Source organism: Xanthomonas sp. CFBP 8152, from assembly GCF_014199025.1.
GTDB classification, from domain to species: Bacteria; Pseudomonadota; Gammaproteobacteria; order Xanthomonadales; family Xanthomonadaceae; genus Xanthomonas; species Xanthomonas arboricola_B.
In genome coordinates, this window is the sequence record NZ_JACHNO010000002.1 from 447,166 (window position 1) to 466,742 (window position 19,577).

The window sequence follows — 19,577 nt, forward strand, 5'->3', positions numbered from 1 at the left end:
TCAACCACGCAACGCCGCAGCATGGTGCGCGATGTGTTCGCCGATAAAACTGGCAATGAAGTAATAGCTATGGTCGTAACCGGGCTGCATCCGCACCGTGACCGGATAACCGGCAGCCTTGGCAGCCTCTTCGAAGAGCGCGGTTTTCAGCTGGTTTTCGAGAAATTCGTCGCCATCGCCCTGATCGACCAACAGCGGCAGGCGCTCCTGTGCCTGGGCGATCAACGCAGTGGCGTCGTACGCTTGCCACGCTGCGCGATCGGGCCCCAGATACTGGCCGAACGCCTTCTCGCCCCACGGCACCTGGCTTGGCGCGACGATCGGCGAGAATGCCGACACGCTGCGATAGCGGCCCGGATTCTTCAAGGCGATGGTCAAGGCGCCATGGCCGCCCATCGAATGGCCGCTGATCGCACGCGCGCCGGTGGTGGCGAAGTGCGCTTCGATCAATGCCGGCAATTCGTTCACCACATAGTCGTACATGCGGTAGTGCGCCGCCCATGGCTGCTCGGTGGCATCGACATAGAAGCCGGCGCCTTTACCGATGTCATAGCCGTCCGCGTCGGCCACATCGTCGCCACGCGGGCTGGTGTCGGGCGCGACGAGGATCACGCCATGCTCGGCCGCGTAGCGCTGCGCGCCGGCCTTGCCAATGAAATTCTGTTCGGTGCAGGTCAGCCCGCTCAGCCAGTACAGCACCGGCAACGGACCATCGGCGGCCTGCGGAGGCAGATAGACGCCGACCTGCATGCTGCAGTTCAAGCTCTGCGACTGATGCCGGTAGACGTCTTGCCAGCCGCCGAAGCAGGCGTGGTGTTCGATACGTTCCATGGGATTCCTTCGGTAGAAACCTGCGGCCGGCAGGCATGCCGGCCGCAGGATGGGGCGATCAGTGCAGCAAGCCCTTCTTGCGTGCCACATTGGCCGCCAGCGCATCCATCAATCCCGGCGACAGGCAGTCGTACGGGGTCAGGCCGAGCTCATTGAGGCGCGCGCGTATGCCATCCATGTCATCCGGCGACGTGCCGGTTTCGATGATGGAGGACACGAACGCCGCAAAGCCCGGCGGCGACCAGCCTGGCTGCTGCGACAACTCGGTATGGATGAAGTCCAGACCGTAAAACGCGTGATCCTTGTTTTCGATGCGACCGAACATATGCACGCCGCAGCCAGTGCACGCGTGCCGCTGGATCGCCGCGCTTTCGTCGACGATCTTGAGCTTCTCCGCATGCGCGGTCACCGTGACCTTGTCGCGTGGCACCACTGCAATCACCGAAAACGTTGCGCCTTCCGGCTTCCAGCATTTACTGCAGCCGCAGGCGTGGTTGTGCGCGGTCTGCGCACCCACCTCCACGGTGACCTTGTCGCTGGCGCAGTGGCATTCAAGGGTTCCGCCTTGAAAAATTTCTGCACCGCCACGCGCTATACCGCTGTCTACCGAAGGATGAATCGAGACGCTGGTCATCATGCCCCTCCCGGAGTATCGGGTACCACGTGCGCGGAAGCGGCCGCGCGCCGATCCTGGCCGTACGGTCAGAAATGAATCACGGTGCGGATCGACTTGCCTTCATGCATCAGGTGGAAGGCCTCGTTGATCTCTTCCAGCGGCATGGTATGGGTGATGAACGGATCGAGATCGATCTCGCCCTTCATCGATTGCTCCACCATGCCCGGCAACTGGGTCCGTCCCTTAACTCCGCCGAAGGCCGAGCCGCGCCACACGCGGCCGGTGACCAGCTGGAACGGACGGGTGCTGATTTCCTGGCCGGCGCCGGCCACGCCGATGATGACGCTCTCGCCCCAGCCCTTGTGGCAACACTCCAGCGCCGAACGCATCACGTTGACATTGCCGATGCACTCGAAGCTGAAGTCCACGCCGCCATCGGTCAGCTCGACGATGACTTCCTGGATGGGCTTGTCGTAGTCCTTGGGGTTGATGCAGTCGGTGGCGCCCATGCTGCGCGCCAGATCGAACTTGCCAGGGTTGGTGTCGACGGCCAGGATGCGCCCGGCCCCGGCCTGCACCGCGCCCTGGATCACCGCCAGACCGATGCCGCCCAGGCCGAACACCGCCACGCTTTCGCCCGGCTTGACCTTGGCGGTGTTGTGCACCGCGCCGATGCCGGTGGTGACGCCGCAACCAAGCAGGCAGACCTTTTCCAGCGGCGCTTCCGGGTTCACCACGGCCAGCGAGATCTCCGGCACCACGGTGTATTCGCTGAAGGTGCTGCAGCCCATGTAGTGGTAGATCGGCTCGCCGTTATAGGAAAAGCGCGTGGTGCCGTCCGGCATCAAGCCCTTGCCCTGGGTGGCGCGCACGGCCTGACAGAGATTGGTCTTGCCGGACAGGCAGAATTTGCACTTGCGGCATTCGGCGGTGTACAGCGGGATCACGTGGTCGCCGACCTTGACGCTGGTCACGCCCTCGCCGACCTGCTCGACAATGCCGCCGCCCTCATGGCCCAGCACGGACGGGAAGATGCCTTCCGGATCGTCGCCAGACAAGGTGAACGCGTCGGTATGGCACACACCGGTATGGGTGATGCGGACCAGCACCTCGCCCGCCTTCGGCGGTGCGACGTCGATCTCGACGATTTCCAGCGGTTTGCCGGGACCGAATGCAACTGCTGCACGGGATTTCATGTGATGGCGCTCCTGACGATGAGGTTCAAGGACGGGCACGGCATGCGCCGACCCGGTGGGAGTTCATTTGAGATAGGACCGGACCAGCCCGAGCAGCTCCTGCACCCGCTCGGCGCGCTGCGCATCGGAGGCGGCGGCATGACCGAAGTCTTCGCGGATATGCGCTTCGAGCACCTGCGACATCAGCCCATTGACGGCACCCCGGATCGCGGCGATCTGCTGCAGCACAGGCGCACAGTCTGCGCCCGCCTCCAGCGCGCGCTCGAGCGCGTCGCATTGCCCGCGCAGGCGTCGCACGCGCGCTAGCGCCCGCTTTTTTTCCTGCGGCGAGTGGGGCATGACGGCTCCGACGGAATACTGGGGGGCAGTATATGGACTTGCCGGGAAAAAGCCATGCCCAGGAAAGCAGCCCGCTCGCGAACTTCTGCGAAGGGCGCGGTCCGGATTGGAGCCCGGCGGCGGCGACACCGCGTCGGCCATGGCGCTGAACGTCCGTCCAGGCGGCGGCTCGCCGACTCGTGGTCCTGCGCTGCTGCGGATTCGGCGCGCCGGCCACCGCCGTCGTCGCAGTGCAGCACGACGGTGGCGGGCGTGTGCAGGCGCTGCCTGCATCTTCAGCTGTCGTCGCCTTCCAGCCGCATGCTCTCCGACACCGGCAGCTCGTTGGTGCAACGCACTGCGTCCGTCCACAGCACGTAGGCCGTTTCGGCCTGCAAGCGGTACGTCAGCACGCGTTCGATCAACTCGCGGCCGTAGCCGGACCCTTGCGCCGTCTTGCCCGGCGCCGGCATGCGCACGCCGGTCTCGCTCCATCCGATGCGCGGGCGGGCGCCTTTGGCCGTCCCCAGCAGGCGCCAACCCACCTGCAACTGGCCGCTGGCCTGTGCAAGCGCGCCGTGCTTGCTGGCGTTGGTCGCCCGCTCATGCAGGGCCAGCGCAAAGGTTGGCACGGTGCTGGGGTGCAGATGCACGCCGCCGGCGCCGGCCAGCGCCATGCGGTCGCCATGACCTTGCGCGTCGATCGCGCCCATGACCGGACCAACGCACTGCGCTCCTCATGTCCGCGATAGACAGGCAACCCCATCTCGCGGGTGTGCGCACTGACCAGCCGGGCGAGACCACACGGTGCGCAATCGATGGCGAAGAGCGTGTCGGTAGCGCGGCCGACACAGCGGAATCGCCACGATCAGCATGATCAGCCATGCCGGGGCGGCGGCTTGAAGCCTTCGGCCTCCAGGCATTGCGCCAGTGCCGGCGGTGGCGGGCCCGGGGGCCGCCGGTCAGGCGCCGGCAATGCGATGCCTTGCGCTGTGGCACAGGCCTGCAACGCGGCGTCGAAGTCAGGATCGTAGGGTGGCGGACCAGATGGTTCGCCGGGTTCGTGCCAGCCAGCAGGCCCCGGACCGTCACGCCACGGCTCGCCCGGCATCGGCGGTAGCCGCGTCACGCCCTTGTCGGCCAGACAGCGGTCAAACGCACTGCGATTCACGCCCTCCGCAGGCGCATCGTGATGCGGCGTGGCCGCAGCTGGCGGAGGCAACGCCTTCCCCTGCTCCTGAGCACACGCCTGCATCGCGGCCAGATCGCTCGCGCTCGGTGGCGGTGGCGGTGGCGGACCGCGCTGCGCCTGCGGTGGCGCGGGTGGCGGCGGTGGCCCGCCGGAAGGCGCGCCGCAGAAGCTGGCGCAGCCGCCCAAGCCGAGCACTGCAAGCAGCGCACTGATGGCAACGGCGGTGGAGCGTGTCTGGACCATCGTGAATCTCCCTGGCTGGATGGCGCACATATGCGTACTGCACGCATATGGCAATGGCGGGATGCACCCGCTTGGTCAGGGAGAGCGTTGCATTGCGATATGTCGTGCATTTGCCGCTGCGCGCCGATCGCTGGCGTGCGCGGTCACGCGGCGTGCAAGGCGTGGAGCCGCGCAAGCACCGCGCGCTGCATGCAATACGCTTGACCGCGGGAAAGCCTTGAGCCGGGCTAACGCATCAGTTCTCGACGACCGCCGGGGCCACGCTTGCGATGGCATCCACCGCATGTGCGGGCAACGACGCCAGCACCGCATTGCGAAAGCGTGTAGCGAATGCGGCATCGTTGGCCTGGTAGAACGCCCGCGCGTTGGCCGACAACTGGTCCAGCTGCGCCTGCGGCAATGCCAGCGCGGTTTCCACTGCCTGCGCAATGCCCGCCGCGTCCACGTAGTAGTACGACGCCAGACGCCGCTGGCGCACCTCGGCCGCCCCAATCAGCACGCCGTGCTCGGGCCTGACCAGTTCGTTCATCGGCTCACCGTCGGTGGCCAAGGTCACAGCGCCCACGCTCAGCGCTTCCATCAGGTAATGCCCAAAGCCCTCGGCCTCGGACGGGCACAGATGGAACAGATGCGCGTTCTGCAGCCGGCGCAGTTCGGCGTCGTCGAGATAACGGACGCGGTGGTCGATGTTCGGCGCCACCACCGGCTTGCCGGCCGTCCGCGGGTTCTGCACCACCGTCAGCAGCGGCCACTCCGGATACCGTTGCCAGGTCTCCAGCAGCACGCGGGTACCCTTGGCGGTACTGCGCCCGGCCAGATGGAAGAACGCACGTTGACGCGCGACCTGCGCGTCGTAGCGATCCGGGCTGGTGAAGCCGATGAACCGCGTGGTGCAGCCCAGGCTGCGGAAAATCCGCTCCGCGTGATGGGTCTTGCACAGCACTGCGTCGAACTGCGGCAGCCGCGGCAGCCATTTGGGCAGCAACCACTCCGGATTGGGCACCAGCAGGTTGGTCTGGCCCAGCGGCAGGCAGCGCGCATACACGCGCTCGGAGAAGATCTGCACCGGCACCCGCCCGAACAGCGCGCGACCCGCCCACAGACGGGCTTCGCGCGCGGTATCGTGCAGCCGCTGACTGGTGAAGCCCACCTCCTGCACCGGTATGCCGCCGGCACGCAGCGTCTGCGCCATCAGTTCCATGTCCCGGGTCAGGCCCACGCCGTTGTCGCGGCTGATCACCCGCATCATCGGAAACGCCTTGTCATGCGCACACTCGCCATTGCAGCGGCACAGTGTCGATGGCCCGGTTTCCTGCGCGATGTCCCGTTCTGTCATGTTGCGTCACACGTGTGCCAAAGGTTGACAAATTCAAGCATTATGATGCGTGCTCCAGCCCTGCAACTGCGAGCACCATGTATCCGGTAGCCACCACCCTGCGCGGGCCAAGCTCCGCGCCACCGACGATGATCTCCATGGACATGCAACAACCCTGCGTTCTTGTGGTCGACGACGACCCGGACCTGCGCAAGCTCATCGGCGAGTTCCTCAGCGCCCACGGCTACCAGGTGGAGGTTGCCGAAAACGTGGCGGAGATGCGCAAGAGCATCGCGCAGCGTCGCCCGGACCTCATCGTACTCGACGTGATGATGCCTGGAGAAGACGGCCTGAGCGCAGCGCGGGCGCTGGCCAGCGAGCGCGGTTCACCTGCGGTCATCATGCTCAGCGCGCTGGGCAACGACACCGACCGCATCATCGGCCTGGAAGTGGGCGCCGACGATTACCTGGCCAAACCCTGCAATCCGCGCGAACTGCTGGCGCGGGTACGCGCCCTGCTACGCCGCAGCCAGGCCAGCAGCGAGCAGGCCGATCACCGCGGCAATGTCTACGAGTTTGCCGGCTGGCGGCTGGACGTAGTGCGTCGCGACCTGCGCGACCCCACCGGCATCTTCATCAACCTGTCCGACGGCGAGTTCGCGCTGCTGCGCACCTTCGTGGAGCATCCGCAGCGGGTACTGAGCCGCGACCAGTTGCTGGACTACGCCCGTGGCCGCGACACCGACGTCTACGACCGCGCCATCGACAGCCAGATCAGCCGCCTGCGCCGCAAGATCAACGAGCGCGTGCATACCGAATTGATTCGCACCGTGCGCAACGAGGGCTACATGCTGCTGCCGGGCGTTTCGCGTCTGTGAGCAAACCGGCACGTCGCGGGCTGTCGATCTTTGCCCGTACCTTCGTGTTGCTGGCGGTGGCGCTGCTCACCGCCCAGGTCATCGGCATCGCCCTGCTGGTGATGCGCACCCCGGTCTACGAGCCACCGGTGCATCCGCCGGAAGTGGTGGCGCTGCTGTCCACGCGCATGCCGGCCGGCACCCAGACCTTGACGGTGCACGAGTCGGCCCAGGCCCCACTGCCGCCGGCAGGCCAAGTGCGCGACGGGTTTGCCGAAATGCTGCTGGCCCATTGGCTGGATGTCCCCGAGCAGCGCGTGCGCTTCTACCGCAGCGCCGACGATCGTCAGGGCATGCGCGGCATGTCCCCACCGCCGCGCATGCCCGGTCAACCGCAGGCATCCGGGGCCGATGACGACGATGCCAGTCCCGTCGGCAATCGCCACGCTGCCTTGCAGCGCTCGCCGCCGGCACCAGACGACTGGCCGCGCGATCACCCCCCCGGTGCCCCGCCGTTCGGCAATGGACTGCGTCCGGACGATACTCCCGGCGCCTGGGAGAGCGAGCGCCTGACCCCGGGCGTACCGTTGCTGGACGGCTTCACCGCCGCGTTGCAGCAGCCCGATGGCCGCTGGCGCACGGTCGAATCGCCACCGCGACGACTGTCGGCCGAGTTCAAGACCCACGTGGTGCTGCTGTTCCTGGCCGGCCTGCTGGCCAACGTGCCGCTGGCGTGGTGGTTCTCGCGTGCGCTATCTGCGCCGATCAAGCGCTTTGCCGAAGCCGCCGACCGGCTGGGCCGCAACCCGGACGCCGCAGCGTTGCAACGCAGCGGCCCGCCGGAGATCGTGCGCGCGGCCGAGTCGTTCAATGCGATGCAGGCACGTCTGAACCGTCTGATCAACGAACGCACCCACATGGTGGCGGCGATCGCGCACGACCTGCGCACGCCGCTGGCGCGCCTGTCGTTCCGCCTGGACGGCCTGCAGCCGCCATTGCGCGACAAGGCGCTGGCCGACATCGACGAGATGAAGGCGATGATTTCCGCCGCGCTGGATTTCATCCAGAACGATCGCCACCGCGGCAAACGCGCGCCGCTGGATCTGCGCCTGCTGGTGGAAAGCGTAGTCGACAACGCCACCGACATCGGCGCCGATGCCGAACTGCTGCCCGGCCAGGAGCTCACCCTGGATGGCGACCCGCTGGCCTTGCGGCGCGCGGTGATGAACCTGCTGGAGAACGCGCTGAAATACGGCAAGCGCGCGCGCCTGCAGCTGCAGCGCGACGGCGAAGACGGCGTGCTGTGGATCGACGACGACGGCCCCGGGATCGACCCGACCCAACGCGAACAGTTGCTGCTTCCCTTCGTGCGTGGCGAGTCCTCGCGCAATCGCGACACCGGCGGCATCGGGCTGGGCTTGTCGGTGGCGCACAGCATCGTGCTGGCGCATGGCGGCGACCTGCGCCTGGACAACCGTGCAGCAGGTGGCGGCCTGCGGGTGACCGTGCGCCTGCCGTGCATGCCGGAGCGACGCTAGGGCCAGGTTGGAGCGCATTCCTCTGCAGGCGAGGTCGGCGAGGTCGGCGATGCCGTCGCGCACCCGAGTCTGGCTGCAACGACCAACCGCGCCCCAGCCCGGCGACGTGCTACGACCGCTGCAGGCAGCAAGCGCTCAGTACGCAAACTCGCGGAACACGCGATCGATGTCGCCATTCCATGCACCGTGATAGAGCGCCAGCTTGCGCTCGGCGGCAGTCACGCCGCTCTCGGCGATCTCGGCGATCACGTCCACAAAGCCGGTTTCGTCCTGGCCATCGGCATTCAGGCGCGCACGCCGACGCAGGCCCTCGCGGGCGATCTTGACCGCTTCCACCGCCAAATCGCGCACCGTGCCGTTGCGGAACGGCAGGCCGAGTGCATGCTTGGGCACCCCGTCGCGCAGCGCGTGGCGCTCGCTGGTGCTGAAATCCTTGACCAGATCCCAGGCCGCATCCAGCGCGGTGTCGTCGTACAGCAAACCGACCCAGAATGCCGACAGCGCGCACAGGCGATCCCACGGGCCGGCATCGGCGCCGCGCATTTCCAGATACTTCTTCAAGCGCACTTCCGGGAACGCGGTGGTCATGTGGTCCGACCAATCGCGCAGCGTCGGCAACGCGCCCGGCAGTGCCGGCAACCTGCCCTGCATGAAGTCGCGGAAGCTCTGCCCGCTGGCATCGACGTAGACGCCGTCGCGGTAGGAGAAATACATCGGCACGTCGAGCAGGTAATCGACATAGCGCTCGTAGCCGAAGCCGTCTTCGAACACGAAGTCCAACATGCCGGTGCGATCGGCGTCGGTGTCGGTCCAGATGTGCGAGCGGTAGCTCAGGTAGCCGTTCGGCTTGCCTTCGGTGAACGGCGAATCGGCGAACAACGCGGTGGCGATCGGCTGCAACGCCAGCGACACGCGGAACTTCTTCACCATGTCCGCTTCGGTGGCGTAGTCCAGATTGACCTGCACGGTGCAGGTGCGCGTCATCATGTCCAGGCCGAGCGAGCCGACCTTGGGCATGTAGTTCTTCATGATCTGGTAGCGGCCCTTGGGCATCCACGGCATTTGATCGCGGCGCCACTTCGGCTGGAAGCCCATGCCCAGGAACCCCAACTGCAACTCGCCGGCCACCTGCGCCACTTCGTCCAGATGGGTGCCGGTTTCCACACAGGTGTGATGCAGGGTTTCCACCGCCGCGCCGGACAGTTCCAGCTGGCCGGCCGGCTCCAGCGTCACCGAGGCGCCGTCGCGCAGCAGCGCGATGGTGTGGCCGCTTTCCTGCACCGGCTCCCAGCCGAAGCGGGTCAACCCGGTCAGCAGCGCCTGGATGCCGCGCTCGCCTTCGAACGTGGGCGCGCGCAGGTCGTCGAGCTGGAAGCCGAACTTTTCGTGCTCGGTGCCAATCCGCCAGTCAGCGCCGGGCTTCTCGCCGGAGGCCAGTACCTGGACCAGTTCCGCGCGTTCGGTGATCGGCGTTTCGGCAACATGGCTGGGACTCGACAAGGGCAGGCTCGCAGGAAAATGAGGGGGACGATGTGGGGATCCTCCCCTGCCACCGCAAGGCCCGCACTATAACCGCAGGGCATGGAAAGAATTGCTGCCATCGGCCGGGTCTGAGATTTCCATCCATGCGCACGGCGTGGCCGACGCAGGCGCTGGCGTGACCGCAGCACCGAGGTCGGGAGTGACGGAGGCGCCGCGGGCTGCAACCGTCCAGGCTGAAACTGGACACCCGCGACTTCTCGCAGGCGCGGATGCATGGCGTTCGATCACCCCAGCCGCGCACCCGCGATCCTGTAGCATCGCCCGGCCATGACCGTTGCACCCACACCCACACCCACCGATGCGCTGCTCGCGCAGATGGCCAGTCTGATGCACTGCGAGCGCGCCGAAGCGTTCGTCTGCGTGAGTGCGCGGCGCGAACACGGGGCACGCTCGGTGGATCTGACCCAGGCGCAGTTCGCGATTCTGCTGCAGGGCCGCAAACAGGTGCGCAGCACGACCCAATCGCTGGAGTTCGTGCCGGGCGATCTGTTCCTGGTGACGCGCCGTTGCCGGATCGATGTGATCAACACGCCCGACCCACAGACCGGTCTCTACCTGAGCGTGGTGGTCCCGCTCTGCGTAGAGGCGCTGGTCGCTGCGCGCGCGTTGTGGAACGAGCCGCTGCCCGAGGCCGGCGCCGACATCGCGCGGCTGGCGGCGATCGATTTCGAACTGACGCTGCAGCAATGGCGCGATGCGCTGCACCACGGTCTGTATGCCGAAGCACGTCTTGCGCTGGCCGCACTGGTCGTCAATCTCTGCCGCCGCGGCCACGGCGGCCTGCTGCTGCCGCCGGCGCCAAGCATCGCCGAGCAGGTGCGTACGTTGATCACCGCGCAGCCGCAGCGGGCATGGCGCTCGCGCGATGTCGAAGACAGCCTGGGCATCAGTGGCGCCACCTTGCGTCGGCATCTGGCCGCCGAACAGCGCTCGCTGCGCGAGGTGATCACCGACGCGCGGCTGGCGCACGCCATGGCCTTGCTCTACAGCACGCGCTGGCCGCTCAAGACCGTGGCCGCGCGTGCCGGGTATCGGTCTACCCGCAGCTTCAGTCAGCGCTTCCAGCAGCGCTACGGGCTGGACCCGGCCAGCATCGGCAATAGCCGCTAGATCGCCGGCGCGAGCGCTTCGCGCAGCGCAATGAGCGAATCGCGCAGGTCGCTGCGGCCAGCATGGCGACACCGCGGCGGCTGCCGCCTGTCCTGGAGTTGCTCATGTCTGTTTCCGCCCTGCGTTCGCTGGCACCGCTGTTGCTCGCCGCAAGCGCCACGCTGGCGCACGCCGCTGCGCCCGCATCCTCCCACGCACAGGTTCCCGGCTTCTACCTGCAGCGCATCGGTACGCTGCGCGTCACTGCGTTGTTCGACGGTAGCGTGGCGTTGACGCGGCAACAGCTGTCCAATGTGGACACGACAGAGCGCGACCGCCTGCTCGCGCAGGGCTACGTGCCCGAGGACAACAAGGGACTGCAGACTGCAGTCAATGCCTATCTGATCCAGGACGGCAGCCACCTCAGCCTGGTCGATACCGGCACCGCGCAATGCCTGGGGCCCGGTCTGGGCCAGGTGCTGAGCAACCTGCGCGCCGCCGGTTACGACCCCGCCCAGGTCGACGATGTGCTGCTCACCCACGCGCATCCGGACCACCTGTGCGGCTTGCTGGATGGGCAGGGCACACCGGCCTTTCCCAACGCCACGGTGTGGCTGTCCGACGCCGATGCCGCGTACTGGCTGGACCCCGCTTCGGAAGCCGGTGCCGCGCCGATGCTGCAGTTCGCCTTCCCGCTGGCACGCGCAGCCGTGGCACCGTATCAAGCCCAGGGTCGGCTGCGCCGTTTCCAGCCCGGCAAGACCGCATTGCCGGCCGGCATCACCGCGCTGGACAGCCAGGGCCACACGCCCGGCCATGTTTCGTATCGCTTCGACGGCGGCACCGGCAACACCGTGCTGGTGTGGGGCGATGTCTTGCACTACCACGCCGTGCAGTTCGCCCAGCCGGACGCATCGTTCGAGGCCGACAGCGACCGCGCCAAGGCAATCGCCTCACGGCGTCGCCTGCTGACGCAGGCCGCCGACGGCCGCTGGTGGGTGGCGGGCGCGCATCTGCCGTTTCCGGGGCTGGGTCATGTGCGCCGCGAGGGCAAGGCGTTCGCCTGGGTGCCGACCGAATTCGGCGCGGTGCCGCAATGAAAACGGCGAGCCCTGGCTTGCCGTCCTGACGGTCTGAAGGACCAGGCGTCATGGCGCCAGGCCCGCCCCGGCTCACTCGGCGGCAGGCGCCGCACCGTCCAGGCCCAGCCAGCCGCCGACGATGCCGCGCAGTTCGTCCACGCCCTGGCGCGATTCGCCGGAGTAGGTCTGCACGGTCACGCTGTCGCCGAAGCGCGAGGTCACTTCCTTCTTGACCTTCTGCAGGGTCTGCATCTGCTGGCCACGGCCGAGCTTGTCGGCCTTGGTCAGCAATCCGTGTGCGGGCAGGCCGCGCTCGGCCGCATAGCCGAGCATCTGCAGGTCGTAATCCTTGAGCGGATGACGGATGTCCATCACCACCACCAGCCCGCGCAGGGCCTCGCGGGTGCGGAAATAGCGGTCGATGAAAGCCTGCCAGTGCGCCTGCAGGTCCTGCGGCACCTTGGCGTAGCCGTAACCGGGCAGGTCCACCAGATAGCGCTCGGGCTGGATCTGGAAGAACACCAGCTGCTGGGTGCGGCCAGGGGTCTTGGACACGCGGGCCAGCGCGTTCTGGCGGGTCAGCGCGTTGAGCGCGCTGGACTTTCCGGCATTGGAGCGGCCGGCGAAGGCGACCTCGTACCCGCCATCGTCGGGCAATTGCCGGGCGTTGTGGGCGGACAGGTGGTAGCGGGCTTGTTCGATAAGGAGCGACATCTCCCTAGGATCGCACGTTCGGGGCCCAACGGTTTTGCTGCACTGTTCGTTGACCCTGGCGCAAAGGCGTGTCGATAATCGAAGCACGCCTGCCACAGCCAGCACCCAACGCGCGCGGGCCGGGTCCATACGGAGCTTTAGCTGATGCGCCATGCTCGTGTGCTTGTCCTCGCCGCCCTCGCCGTGCCGGTCATCGCCGCCGTGGCGTTTGCGCAATCGGCAGTCACGCCGATCCCCGATCCACCGCCGGTGCGGGTGGCCCCGCTGGAGGTGGACCTGTCCAAGACCACCTGGGGCGATGCCAAGGCCGGCCAGACCAAGGCCGCCGCCTGCGCGGCCTGCCATGGCCCGGACGGCAATCCAGCGGTGGCCATGTACCCGCGCATCGCCGGCCAGACCGAACGCTACGTGGCGCATCAGGTCGCATTGATCGCCAGCGGCGAGCGCAATACCGGCATGTCGGCGGTGATGGTGCCGTTCGTCAAGGACCTCACCGCGCAGGACATGCGCGACCTGGGTGCCTACTTCGCCACGCAGAAATCCGCTGCCGGGGTGGCCGACGATACGGTGGTCAACGAGGGGCCGTCCCAGGGCCTGAAGTTCTACGAGGTCGGCGAGAAGCTCTACCGCAGCGGCGATGTCGCGCGCGGCGTGCCGGCCTGCATGGCCTGCCATGGCCCGTCCGGCAGCGGCAATCCGGGCCCGGCGTATCCGCGCCTGGGCGGCCAGCATGCCGAGTACGTGGCGCGGCGCCTGAAGGAGTACCAGGCCGGTACCACCCAAGAGCGCAACCCGGCGCTGTTCAATATCATGGCGCAGGTGGCGCACCCGCTGACCGAGCAGGAGATCCAGGCGCTGGCCAGCTATCTGCAGGGTCTGCACGACCGCGCCGACGATGCGGCCGCCGCGCAAACGCCCGCAACAACGCCCGCACGCTCATGAGCTGACCGCCGCAACCGCCACACCGTGTCACGACGCCGGTCCCGCGACCGGCGTCGTCGTTTCCCGCCCTCCCCCTTTCCATCCCCACGGAGCCTGCATGAATCTGCTTTCCCGCCTGTCCCTGCTGTTGTTGCTGCTGATGCCGCTGGCGGCCTGTGCCGCCGACAAGAACGCCCCGCCGGTCGAAGGCGACGACTACATCGTCATCGACGGCGGCCAGCCGTATGCGCCGCTGGCCGGCAAGGTGGAAGTGGTCGAGGTGTTCGGCTACACCTGCCCGCACTGCGCGCACTTCGAGCCAACCCTGGAGACCTGGGTGGCCAGGCAGCCGTCGTATGTGCGCTTCACCCCGGTGCCGGCGGCATTCGGCGGGTTCTGGGATGCGTTCGCGCGTGCCTACTTCGCCGCCGACCTCCTGGGCGTGGCCAAGCGCAGCCACCGCGCCATGTTCGAGGCGATCCACGAGAAGCAGACCGTGCCGACCCAGAATGTCGCCCCGGAAGAACTGGCCGCGTTCTATGCCGGCTATGGCGTGCCGCAGCAGCGCTTCATCGAGACCTACAACAGCCAGGCGGTGGATGCCAGGCTCGATGCCGCGCGCGAGTTCGCCAAGCGCAGCAAGCTCCCCGGCACCCCGGCCATCATCGTCAACGGGCGCTATCTGATCGGCGCGCGCAACTACCCGGACATGCTGCGCGTGGCGGACTACCTGATCGCCCGCGAACACGCCGGTCCTGCCAAGCGCTGAACCGCGTAACCGCCACCAACGGCCGCCCATGGCATCATGCGCCCCGCGGCCGTCCGGCCCTTTCCTCGCCCCACGCTGGAGATCCAATCCGATGAAGACCCGCTTCGCCCTGACGCTGATGGCGCTGCTGCCGATCCTGGTCGCCTGCAAGGCCCAGGACGGCTCGTCCGACACCGCACCTGCCGCCGCCACGCCGGCTGCCGAGACGGCGCCTGCTGCGGCCGCTGCCACGCCGGCCGCCGACCCCGCCGCGCCGCCTGCGGTTGGCGAGAGCGCCAGCGCCCCGCCGGCCGCCGCACCCAGCGCCGCACCGCGCGCGCCGAACGGCCCCGAGCCGGTCGCCGGCACAGATTATCTGGATATCGAAGGCGGCCAGCCGTACCAGCAGGCCGCCGGCAAGATCGAAGTGGCCGAGGTCTTCGGCTATGTCTGCCCCGCCTGCAACGCGTTCCAGCCGCTGATCGGGCCGTGGAAGGCCGGTCTGCCGTCGGACGTGCACTTCGTCTACGTGCCGGCGATGTTCGGCGGCCCATGGGACGATTACGGCCGTGCGTTCTATGCCGCCGAAACCCTGGGCGTGCAGGAAAAGACCCACGAAGCGCTGTACAGGGCCATCCATACCGAGCAGACCCTCAAGGGCGAGCGCGGCAAGGATTCGGTGCAGGACATCGCCGCGTTCTACGCCAAGTACGGCGTGGACCAGAAGACCTTCATCGACACCATGAGCAGCTTCGGCGTGTCGGCCAAGACCAACCGCGCCAAGCAGTTCGCCACCCGCAGCAAGCTCACCGGCACCCCGTCGCTGATCGTCAACGGCAAGTACCTGGTCAAGGGCCAGAGCTTCCCGGACATGCTGCGCATCGCCGATCACCTGATTGCGCGCGAACGCGCCACGCTGGCCAAGTGATCCTGTCGATCGCCGCCCTGTGAACGCTTCGGATTCGCGCACCCTGCGGGTGCTGACCGCCAACATCCAGGCCGGCTCCAGCACCCGTCGTTACAGCGATTACGTCACGCGCAGCTGGTCGCATGCGTTGCCGCTGGGCAGCAAGCGCACCAGCCTGGACAGCATCGCCAAACTGGCCGGCGAGCGCGATATCGTCGGCCTGCAGGAAGCCGATCCGGGCAGCCTGCGCTCGGGTTTCACCAACCAGACCCACTACCTGGCCGAGCGCGCCGGCTTCCATTACTGGAGCCACCAACCCAACCGCCGCATGGGCGGTGTCGCCTCCAGCGCCAACGGCTTGCTCAGCAAGCTGGAACCGCTGGAAGTGCAGGACCACGCCCTGCCCGGCCGGATCGGCGGGCGCGGCATCCTGCTGGCCAAGTTCGGGCAGGGTCGCGAAGGCCTGGCGGTCGCAGTGGCGCATCTGTCGTTGGGCGCCAACTCGCGCATGGCGCAACTGGCCTTCATCGCCGAGTTGTTGTCCGAGCATCCCAACGCGATGTTGATGGGCGATTTCAACTGCATGGCCGACCGGCCGGAAATGCAGGCGCTGTACCGGCATACGCGATTGCAACCGCCGAGCTGCGAAGTGCATACGTTTCCCAGCTGGCGTCCGGATCGGGCGATCGACCATATCCTGGTCAGCGACAGCTTGAAGATCGAACATATCGAAGCGATTCCCGCAGCGTTCTCCGACCATCTTGCGGTCGGCATGGATATCCGCGTACCGCTGCCCCTGCTGCGCTAGCAAGCACGCAACGTGGCCATGGGTTCGCACTGGCGGACTCGACCGATGACACCCCCTCGACACTGCCTGTGCGATAACGCAGGCGGTTTTTCGTTGGGAGCACGGCACGTGATACGCGTCATATGAGTGTGTCGGCATGAGTGCGGTAGAGCCGCAGCGGTTGCCGGTGCGCACCCTGCGGCCGGTGTTCGTGCTGGCGGCGACCGTGGTCTGTACGTTTGCGTTGTTGGTGGCGTTGTTTCCGCTCGAGGCGGGCCGCGTGCTGCTGGACGCGCAGACCTGGGCCTCGCGCAATGTCGGCTGGTACTACCTGTTGGCGATGACGGTGTATCTGGTGTTCGTGCTCGGCGTGGCCTTGTCCAGCTACGGCAACATCAAGCTCGGCGCCGATCACGACGAGCCGGAATTCAGCTATCTCTCCTGGGCCGGCATGTTGTTCGCCGCGGGTATCAGCATCACGCTGTTCTTCTTCTGCGTCTCCGAACCGCTCACCCATTATCTGCAACCGCCGCAAGGCGGAAACGGCAGCGGCGAGGCCTCTGCGCGTCAGGCGATGCAGTTGCTGTTCCTGCATTGGGGACTGCATGGCTGGGGCGTGTTCGCGCTGGCAGCGATGGCGCTGGCGTATTTCGCATTCCGCCACAACCTGCCGCTGGCCTTGCGCTCGGCGCTGTATCCGCTGATCGGCAAGCGCATCAACGGGCCGATCGGCTACACCGTGGATGCGCTGGGCATCGTGGCCACCGTGTTCGGCCTGGGCGCGGACATGGGCTTTGGCGTACTGCACCTCAATGCCGGCCTGAGCACCTTGATGGATGTGCCGCACACCCATTGGGTGCAGGTCGCGCTGATCGTGGCGATGATGGGCGCGGCGATCGTGGTGGCGGTGTCCGGCGTTGAGAAAGGCGTGCGCTGGATGTCGGACATCAACATGCTGCTGGCGATCGCGCTGCTGCTGTTCATGCTGTTGGCCGGTCCCACGCAGTATCTGCTCAACGCGTTGATCCAGAATCTGGGCGACTACCTGGGCAGTGTGGTCAACAAGAGTTTCGATGTGTACGCCTACGGCGGCCGCGGCGACTGGCTCGGCAATTGGACGGTGTTCTACTGGGCGTGGTGGATCGGCTGGGCGCCGTTCGTAGGCCTGTTCATCGCCCGCATTTCGCGCGGCCGCACCATCCGCGAGTTCGTGCTCGGCGTGTTGCTGATCCCGCTCGGCTTCACCCTGGCGTGGCTGTCGATCTTCGGCAACAGCGCGCTGGACCAGTTGCTGCATCACGGCCAGGGCGCGCTGGCGCAGCAGGCCATCGATGCGCCGCAGACGGTGCTGTATTCGCTCCTGCAGAGCTACCCGTGGAGCCGCACGGTGATCACGGTGACGGTGGCGATCAGCTTCGTGTTCTTCGTGACCTCTGCCGATTCCGGTACGGTGGTGCTGTCCACGCTGTCCTCGCACGGCGGCGAACCGCACGACGACGGCCCGCGCTGGTTGCGCGTGTTCTGGGGTGTGCTCACTGCGGTGGTGACCGGCGGCCTGTTGCTGGCCGGCAGCATGGATGCGCTGAAATCGGCCGTGGTGCTGGCCTCACTGCCGTTCTCGGCGGTGCTGCTGCTGATGGCCTGGGGCCTGTCGCGCGCGCTCAGCGAAGAGTCGCAACGCAAGCGCGCACAGCTCTACAGCCCCAGCCCGCTGATCGGACAATCGCGGCATCACCGCGGCTGGCGTCAGCGCCTGGGCCAGGCGATGCATTTCCCGGCGCGCGATGAGGTGTATCGCTTCATGCACGACCAGGTGCGCCCGGCGATCGAAGCGGTCACCGCGCAACTGCAGGAAGAGGGCTGGCAGGTCAGCAGCCGGCTCGACGACGGCGACATGGACATCAGCGTCGATCACGGCGAGCAGCAGGGCTTCCGCTACCAGGTGGTGATGCGCGGTTACCTGACGCCTTCCTTCGCCGCGCAACGCCTGCGTAACCAACGCTATTACCGCGCCGAAGTGTATCTGTACGAAGGCAGCCAGGATTACGACCTGGTCGGTTACAGCCGCGAGCAGATCATCAACGACATCATCGATCAATACGAGCGTCACCTGCAGTTCCTGCATCTCACGCGCTGAGGTGCCGCCGCTGCCGCGTGCGCCCCACAGGAGGTTTGTCATGCCACGTTTTCCCGACCAGTTGCTGTACATCGGCGGCCGTTATGTTCCCGCCCGCGGCGGCCACACCTTCGAGGTGGTCAATCCCGCCACCGGCGAGGTGCTGGCCAATGTGCACAACGCCGGTGCCGACGATCTGGATGCCGCGGTCGACAGCGCCAAGGCCGGCCAGCAGCAATGGGCGGCACTGACCACGGTGGAGCGCTCGCGCATCCTGTTGCGTGCAGTGGCGCTGCTGCGCGACCGCAACGACGCGCTGGCCGAGCTGGAAACGCTCAACACCGGCAAGCCGCTGAGCGAAACCCGCAGCGTGGACATCGTCACCGGCGCGGACGTGCTGGAGTATTACGCCGGCGTGGCGCAGGCGCTGCAGGGCGCACAGCTGCCGTTGCGCGAAGGCAGCTTCTTCTACACCCGGCACGAGCCGCTTGGCGTGGTCGGCGCGATCGGCGCGTGGAATTACCCGATCCAGATCGCGCTGTGGAAGGCCGCGCCCGCGCTGGCGGCCGGCAATGCAATGATCTTCAAGCCCAGCGAGGTGACACCGCTGACCGCACTCAAGCTGGCCGAACTCTTCACCGAGGCCGGCCTGCCCGATGGCGTGTTCAACGTGCTGCCCGGCGATGGCGCCAGCGTGGGCACCGCGCTCACCGAACACCCGCAGATCGAGAAGATCAGCTTCACCGGCGGCACCGCGACCGGGCGCAAGGTGATGGCGAGTGCCTCGAGTTCGTCGCTGAAAGACGTCACCATGGAACTGGGCGGCAAGTCGCCCTTGATCGTCTGCGCGGACGCCGACCTGGATCTGGCCGCCGACATCGCCATGATGGCCAACTTCTACAGCTCCGGGCAGGTATGCACCAACGGCACGCGCGTGTTCGTGCCGCGCGCGCTGCGCAACGCCTTCGAAGCGCGGCTGCTGGCACGCGTGCAACGCATCCAGATCGGCGACCCGCTGGACGAGCGCACCACCTTCGGCCCGATGGTCAGCGCCGCGCACATGCAGCGCGTGTTGGACTACATCGAACAGGGCAAGGCCGAGGGTGCACGTCTGCTGTGCGGCGGCCAACGTCTGCGCGACGGCGCGCTGGCACAAGGCTGCTATGTCGCACCGACCATCTTCAGCGACTGCACCGATGTGATGACCATCGTGCGCGAGGAGATCTTCGGACCGGTGCTGAGCCTGCTCGCCTACGACGACGAAGACGAAGCGATCGCACGCGCCAATGCCACCACCTACGGCCTGGCCGCGGGCGTGGTGACGCCGGACCTGGCACGCGCGCATCGCCTGATCCATCGCCTGCAGGCGGGCATCTGCTGGATCAACACCTGGGGCGAGTCGCCGGCACCGATGCCGGTGGGCGGCTACAAGCAATCCGGCGTGGGCCGCGAGAACGGCCTGGCCACACTGCAGGCCTACACCCGCACCAAATCCATCCAGGTCGAACTGGAGCGCTACGCGTCGGTGTTTTGAACGCTGACGCCACACGGCAGGCTGTCCCCGG

General features: G+C 67.1%; 19 protein-coding genes. 10 read left to right on the forward strand and 9 right to left on the reverse strand.

Going from position 1 to position 19,577, the window contains the following annotated elements; genetic code table 11:
• The 7 genes from fghA to FHT09_RS09690 all read right to left on the reverse strand — a co-directional run bounded on the left by fghA (position 1) and on the right by FHT09_RS09690 (position 5,732).
• On the reverse strand, positions 1-831 hold the full coding sequence (gene fghA, locus FHT09_RS09660) for an S-formylglutathione hydrolase (protein WP_104606784.1): 831 nt from the start codon (positions 829-831) through the stop codon (positions 1-3).
• Between the two features lie 58 nt (positions 832-889).
• Positions 890-1,465, reverse strand: coding sequence for an S-(hydroxymethyl)glutathione synthase (gene gfa / locus FHT09_RS09665; RefSeq protein WP_104606802.1), 576 nt, complete (start codon positions 1,463-1,465; stop codon positions 890-892).
• Positions 1,466-1,533: 68 nt separating this feature from the next.
• Positions 1,534-2,643: an S-(hydroxymethyl)glutathione dehydrogenase/class III alcohol dehydrogenase gene (locus FHT09_RS09670; RefSeq protein ID WP_104606785.1), complete on the reverse strand. Its 1,110-nt coding sequence runs from the start codon at positions 2,641-2,643 to the stop codon at positions 1,534-1,536.
• A gap of 63 nt (positions 2,644-2,706) precedes the next feature.
• Positions 2,707-2,982: a formaldehyde-responsive transcriptional repressor FrmR gene (frmR, locus tag FHT09_RS09675; RefSeq protein WP_016902624.1), complete on the reverse strand. Its 276-nt coding sequence runs from the start codon at positions 2,980-2,982 to the stop codon at positions 2,707-2,709.
• 275 nt (positions 2,983-3,257) lie between these two features.
• Positions 3,258-3,674, reverse strand: coding sequence for a hypothetical protein (locus tag FHT09_RS09680; RefSeq protein WP_258077248.1), 417 nt, complete (start codon positions 3,672-3,674; stop codon positions 3,258-3,260).
• Between the two features lie 164 nt (positions 3,675-3,838).
• Positions 3,839-4,132 carry a hypothetical protein gene (locus FHT09_RS09685; RefSeq protein ID WP_104606803.1) on the reverse strand — a complete coding sequence of 98 codons (294 nt, stop codon included), beginning with the start codon at positions 4,130-4,132 and terminating at the stop codon, positions 3,839-3,841.
• 499 nt (positions 4,133-4,631) lie between these two features.
• Positions 4,632-5,732, reverse strand: a complete 1,101-nt coding sequence (locus FHT09_RS09690; protein WP_104606786.1) for a glycosyltransferase — start codon at positions 5,730-5,732, stop codon at positions 4,632-4,634.
• Positions 5,733-5,869: 137 nt separating this feature from the next.
• Between FHT09_RS09690 and FHT09_RS09695 the strand changes: the two genes are divergently transcribed.
• Complete coding sequence (locus FHT09_RS09695; protein ID WP_104606787.1) at positions 5,870-6,589, forward strand: response regulator transcription factor; 720 nt, start codon at positions 5,870-5,872, stop codon at positions 6,587-6,589.
• Positions 6,586-8,106, forward strand: a complete 1,521-nt coding sequence (locus tag FHT09_RS09700; RefSeq protein WP_184416929.1) for an ATP-binding protein — start codon at positions 6,586-6,588, stop codon at positions 8,104-8,106. The genes FHT09_RS09695 and FHT09_RS09700 overlap by 4 nt, the downstream gene beginning before the upstream one ends.
• A 135-nt stretch (positions 8,107-8,241) precedes the next feature.
• Here FHT09_RS09700 and FHT09_RS09705 read toward each other — a convergent pair whose 3' ends face one another.
• A complete protein-coding gene (locus FHT09_RS09705; RefSeq protein ID WP_104606789.1) occupies positions 8,242-9,606 on the reverse strand; it encodes a glutamate--cysteine ligase in 1,365 nt (454 codons plus the stop codon).
• Between the two features lie 309 nt (positions 9,607-9,915).
• Between FHT09_RS09705 and FHT09_RS09710 the strand changes: the two genes are divergently transcribed.
• Positions 9,916-10,758, forward strand: coding sequence for a helix-turn-helix transcriptional regulator (locus tag FHT09_RS09710; protein WP_104606790.1), 843 nt, complete (start codon positions 9,916-9,918; stop codon positions 10,756-10,758).
• A gap of 104 nt (positions 10,759-10,862) precedes the next feature.
• Positions 10,863-11,837: an MBL fold metallo-hydrolase gene (locus tag FHT09_RS09715; RefSeq protein ID WP_104606791.1), complete on the forward strand. Its 975-nt coding sequence runs from the start codon at positions 10,863-10,865 to the stop codon at positions 11,835-11,837.
• A gap of 72 nt (positions 11,838-11,909) precedes the next feature.
• Here FHT09_RS09715 and yihA read toward each other — a convergent pair whose 3' ends face one another.
• Positions 11,910-12,533 (reverse strand): ribosome biogenesis GTP-binding protein YihA/YsxC, encoded by a 624-nt coding sequence (yihA, locus tag FHT09_RS09720; protein ID WP_104606792.1) that lies wholly within the window; start codon positions 12,531-12,533, stop codon positions 11,910-11,912.
• A 144-nt stretch (positions 12,534-12,677) separates the two neighbouring features.
• Here yihA and FHT09_RS09725 point away from each other — a divergent pair, with 144 nt between their 5' ends.
• The 6 genes from FHT09_RS09725 (at position 12,678) to betB (ending at position 19,546) form a co-directional block, all read left to right on the forward strand.
• On the forward strand, positions 12,678-13,475 hold the full coding sequence (locus FHT09_RS09725; protein ID WP_181141376.1) for a c-type cytochrome: 798 nt from the start codon (positions 12,678-12,680) through the stop codon (positions 13,473-13,475).
• A gap of 97 nt (positions 13,476-13,572) precedes the next feature.
• A complete protein-coding gene (locus FHT09_RS09730) occupies positions 13,573-14,223 on the forward strand; it encodes a thiol:disulfide interchange protein DsbA/DsbL (protein WP_104606793.1) in 651 nt (216 codons plus the stop codon).
• 91 nt (positions 14,224-14,314) lie between these two features.
• Positions 14,315-15,130 (forward strand): thiol:disulfide interchange protein DsbA/DsbL, encoded by an 816-nt coding sequence (locus FHT09_RS09735; protein ID WP_104606794.1) that lies wholly within the window; start codon positions 14,315-14,317, stop codon positions 15,128-15,130.
• Positions 15,131-15,179: 49 nt separating this feature from the next.
• The gene (locus FHT09_RS09740) at positions 15,180-15,917 is read left to right on the forward strand and encodes an endonuclease/exonuclease/phosphatase family protein (RefSeq protein ID WP_104606795.1); all 738 of its coding nucleotides are present in this window, start codon (positions 15,180-15,182) and stop codon (positions 15,915-15,917) included.
• Positions 15,918-16,053: 136 nt separating this feature from the next.
• Complete coding sequence (betT, locus tag FHT09_RS09745; protein WP_104606796.1) at positions 16,054-18,033, forward strand: choline BCCT transporter BetT; 1,980 nt, start codon at positions 16,054-16,056, stop codon at positions 18,031-18,033.
• 40 nt (positions 18,034-18,073) lie between these two features.
• The gene (gene betB, locus FHT09_RS09750; RefSeq protein WP_104606797.1) at positions 18,074-19,546 is read left to right on the forward strand and encodes a betaine-aldehyde dehydrogenase; all 1,473 of its coding nucleotides are present in this window, start codon (positions 18,074-18,076) and stop codon (positions 19,544-19,546) included.
• Positions 19,547-19,577: the final 31 nt, after the last annotated feature.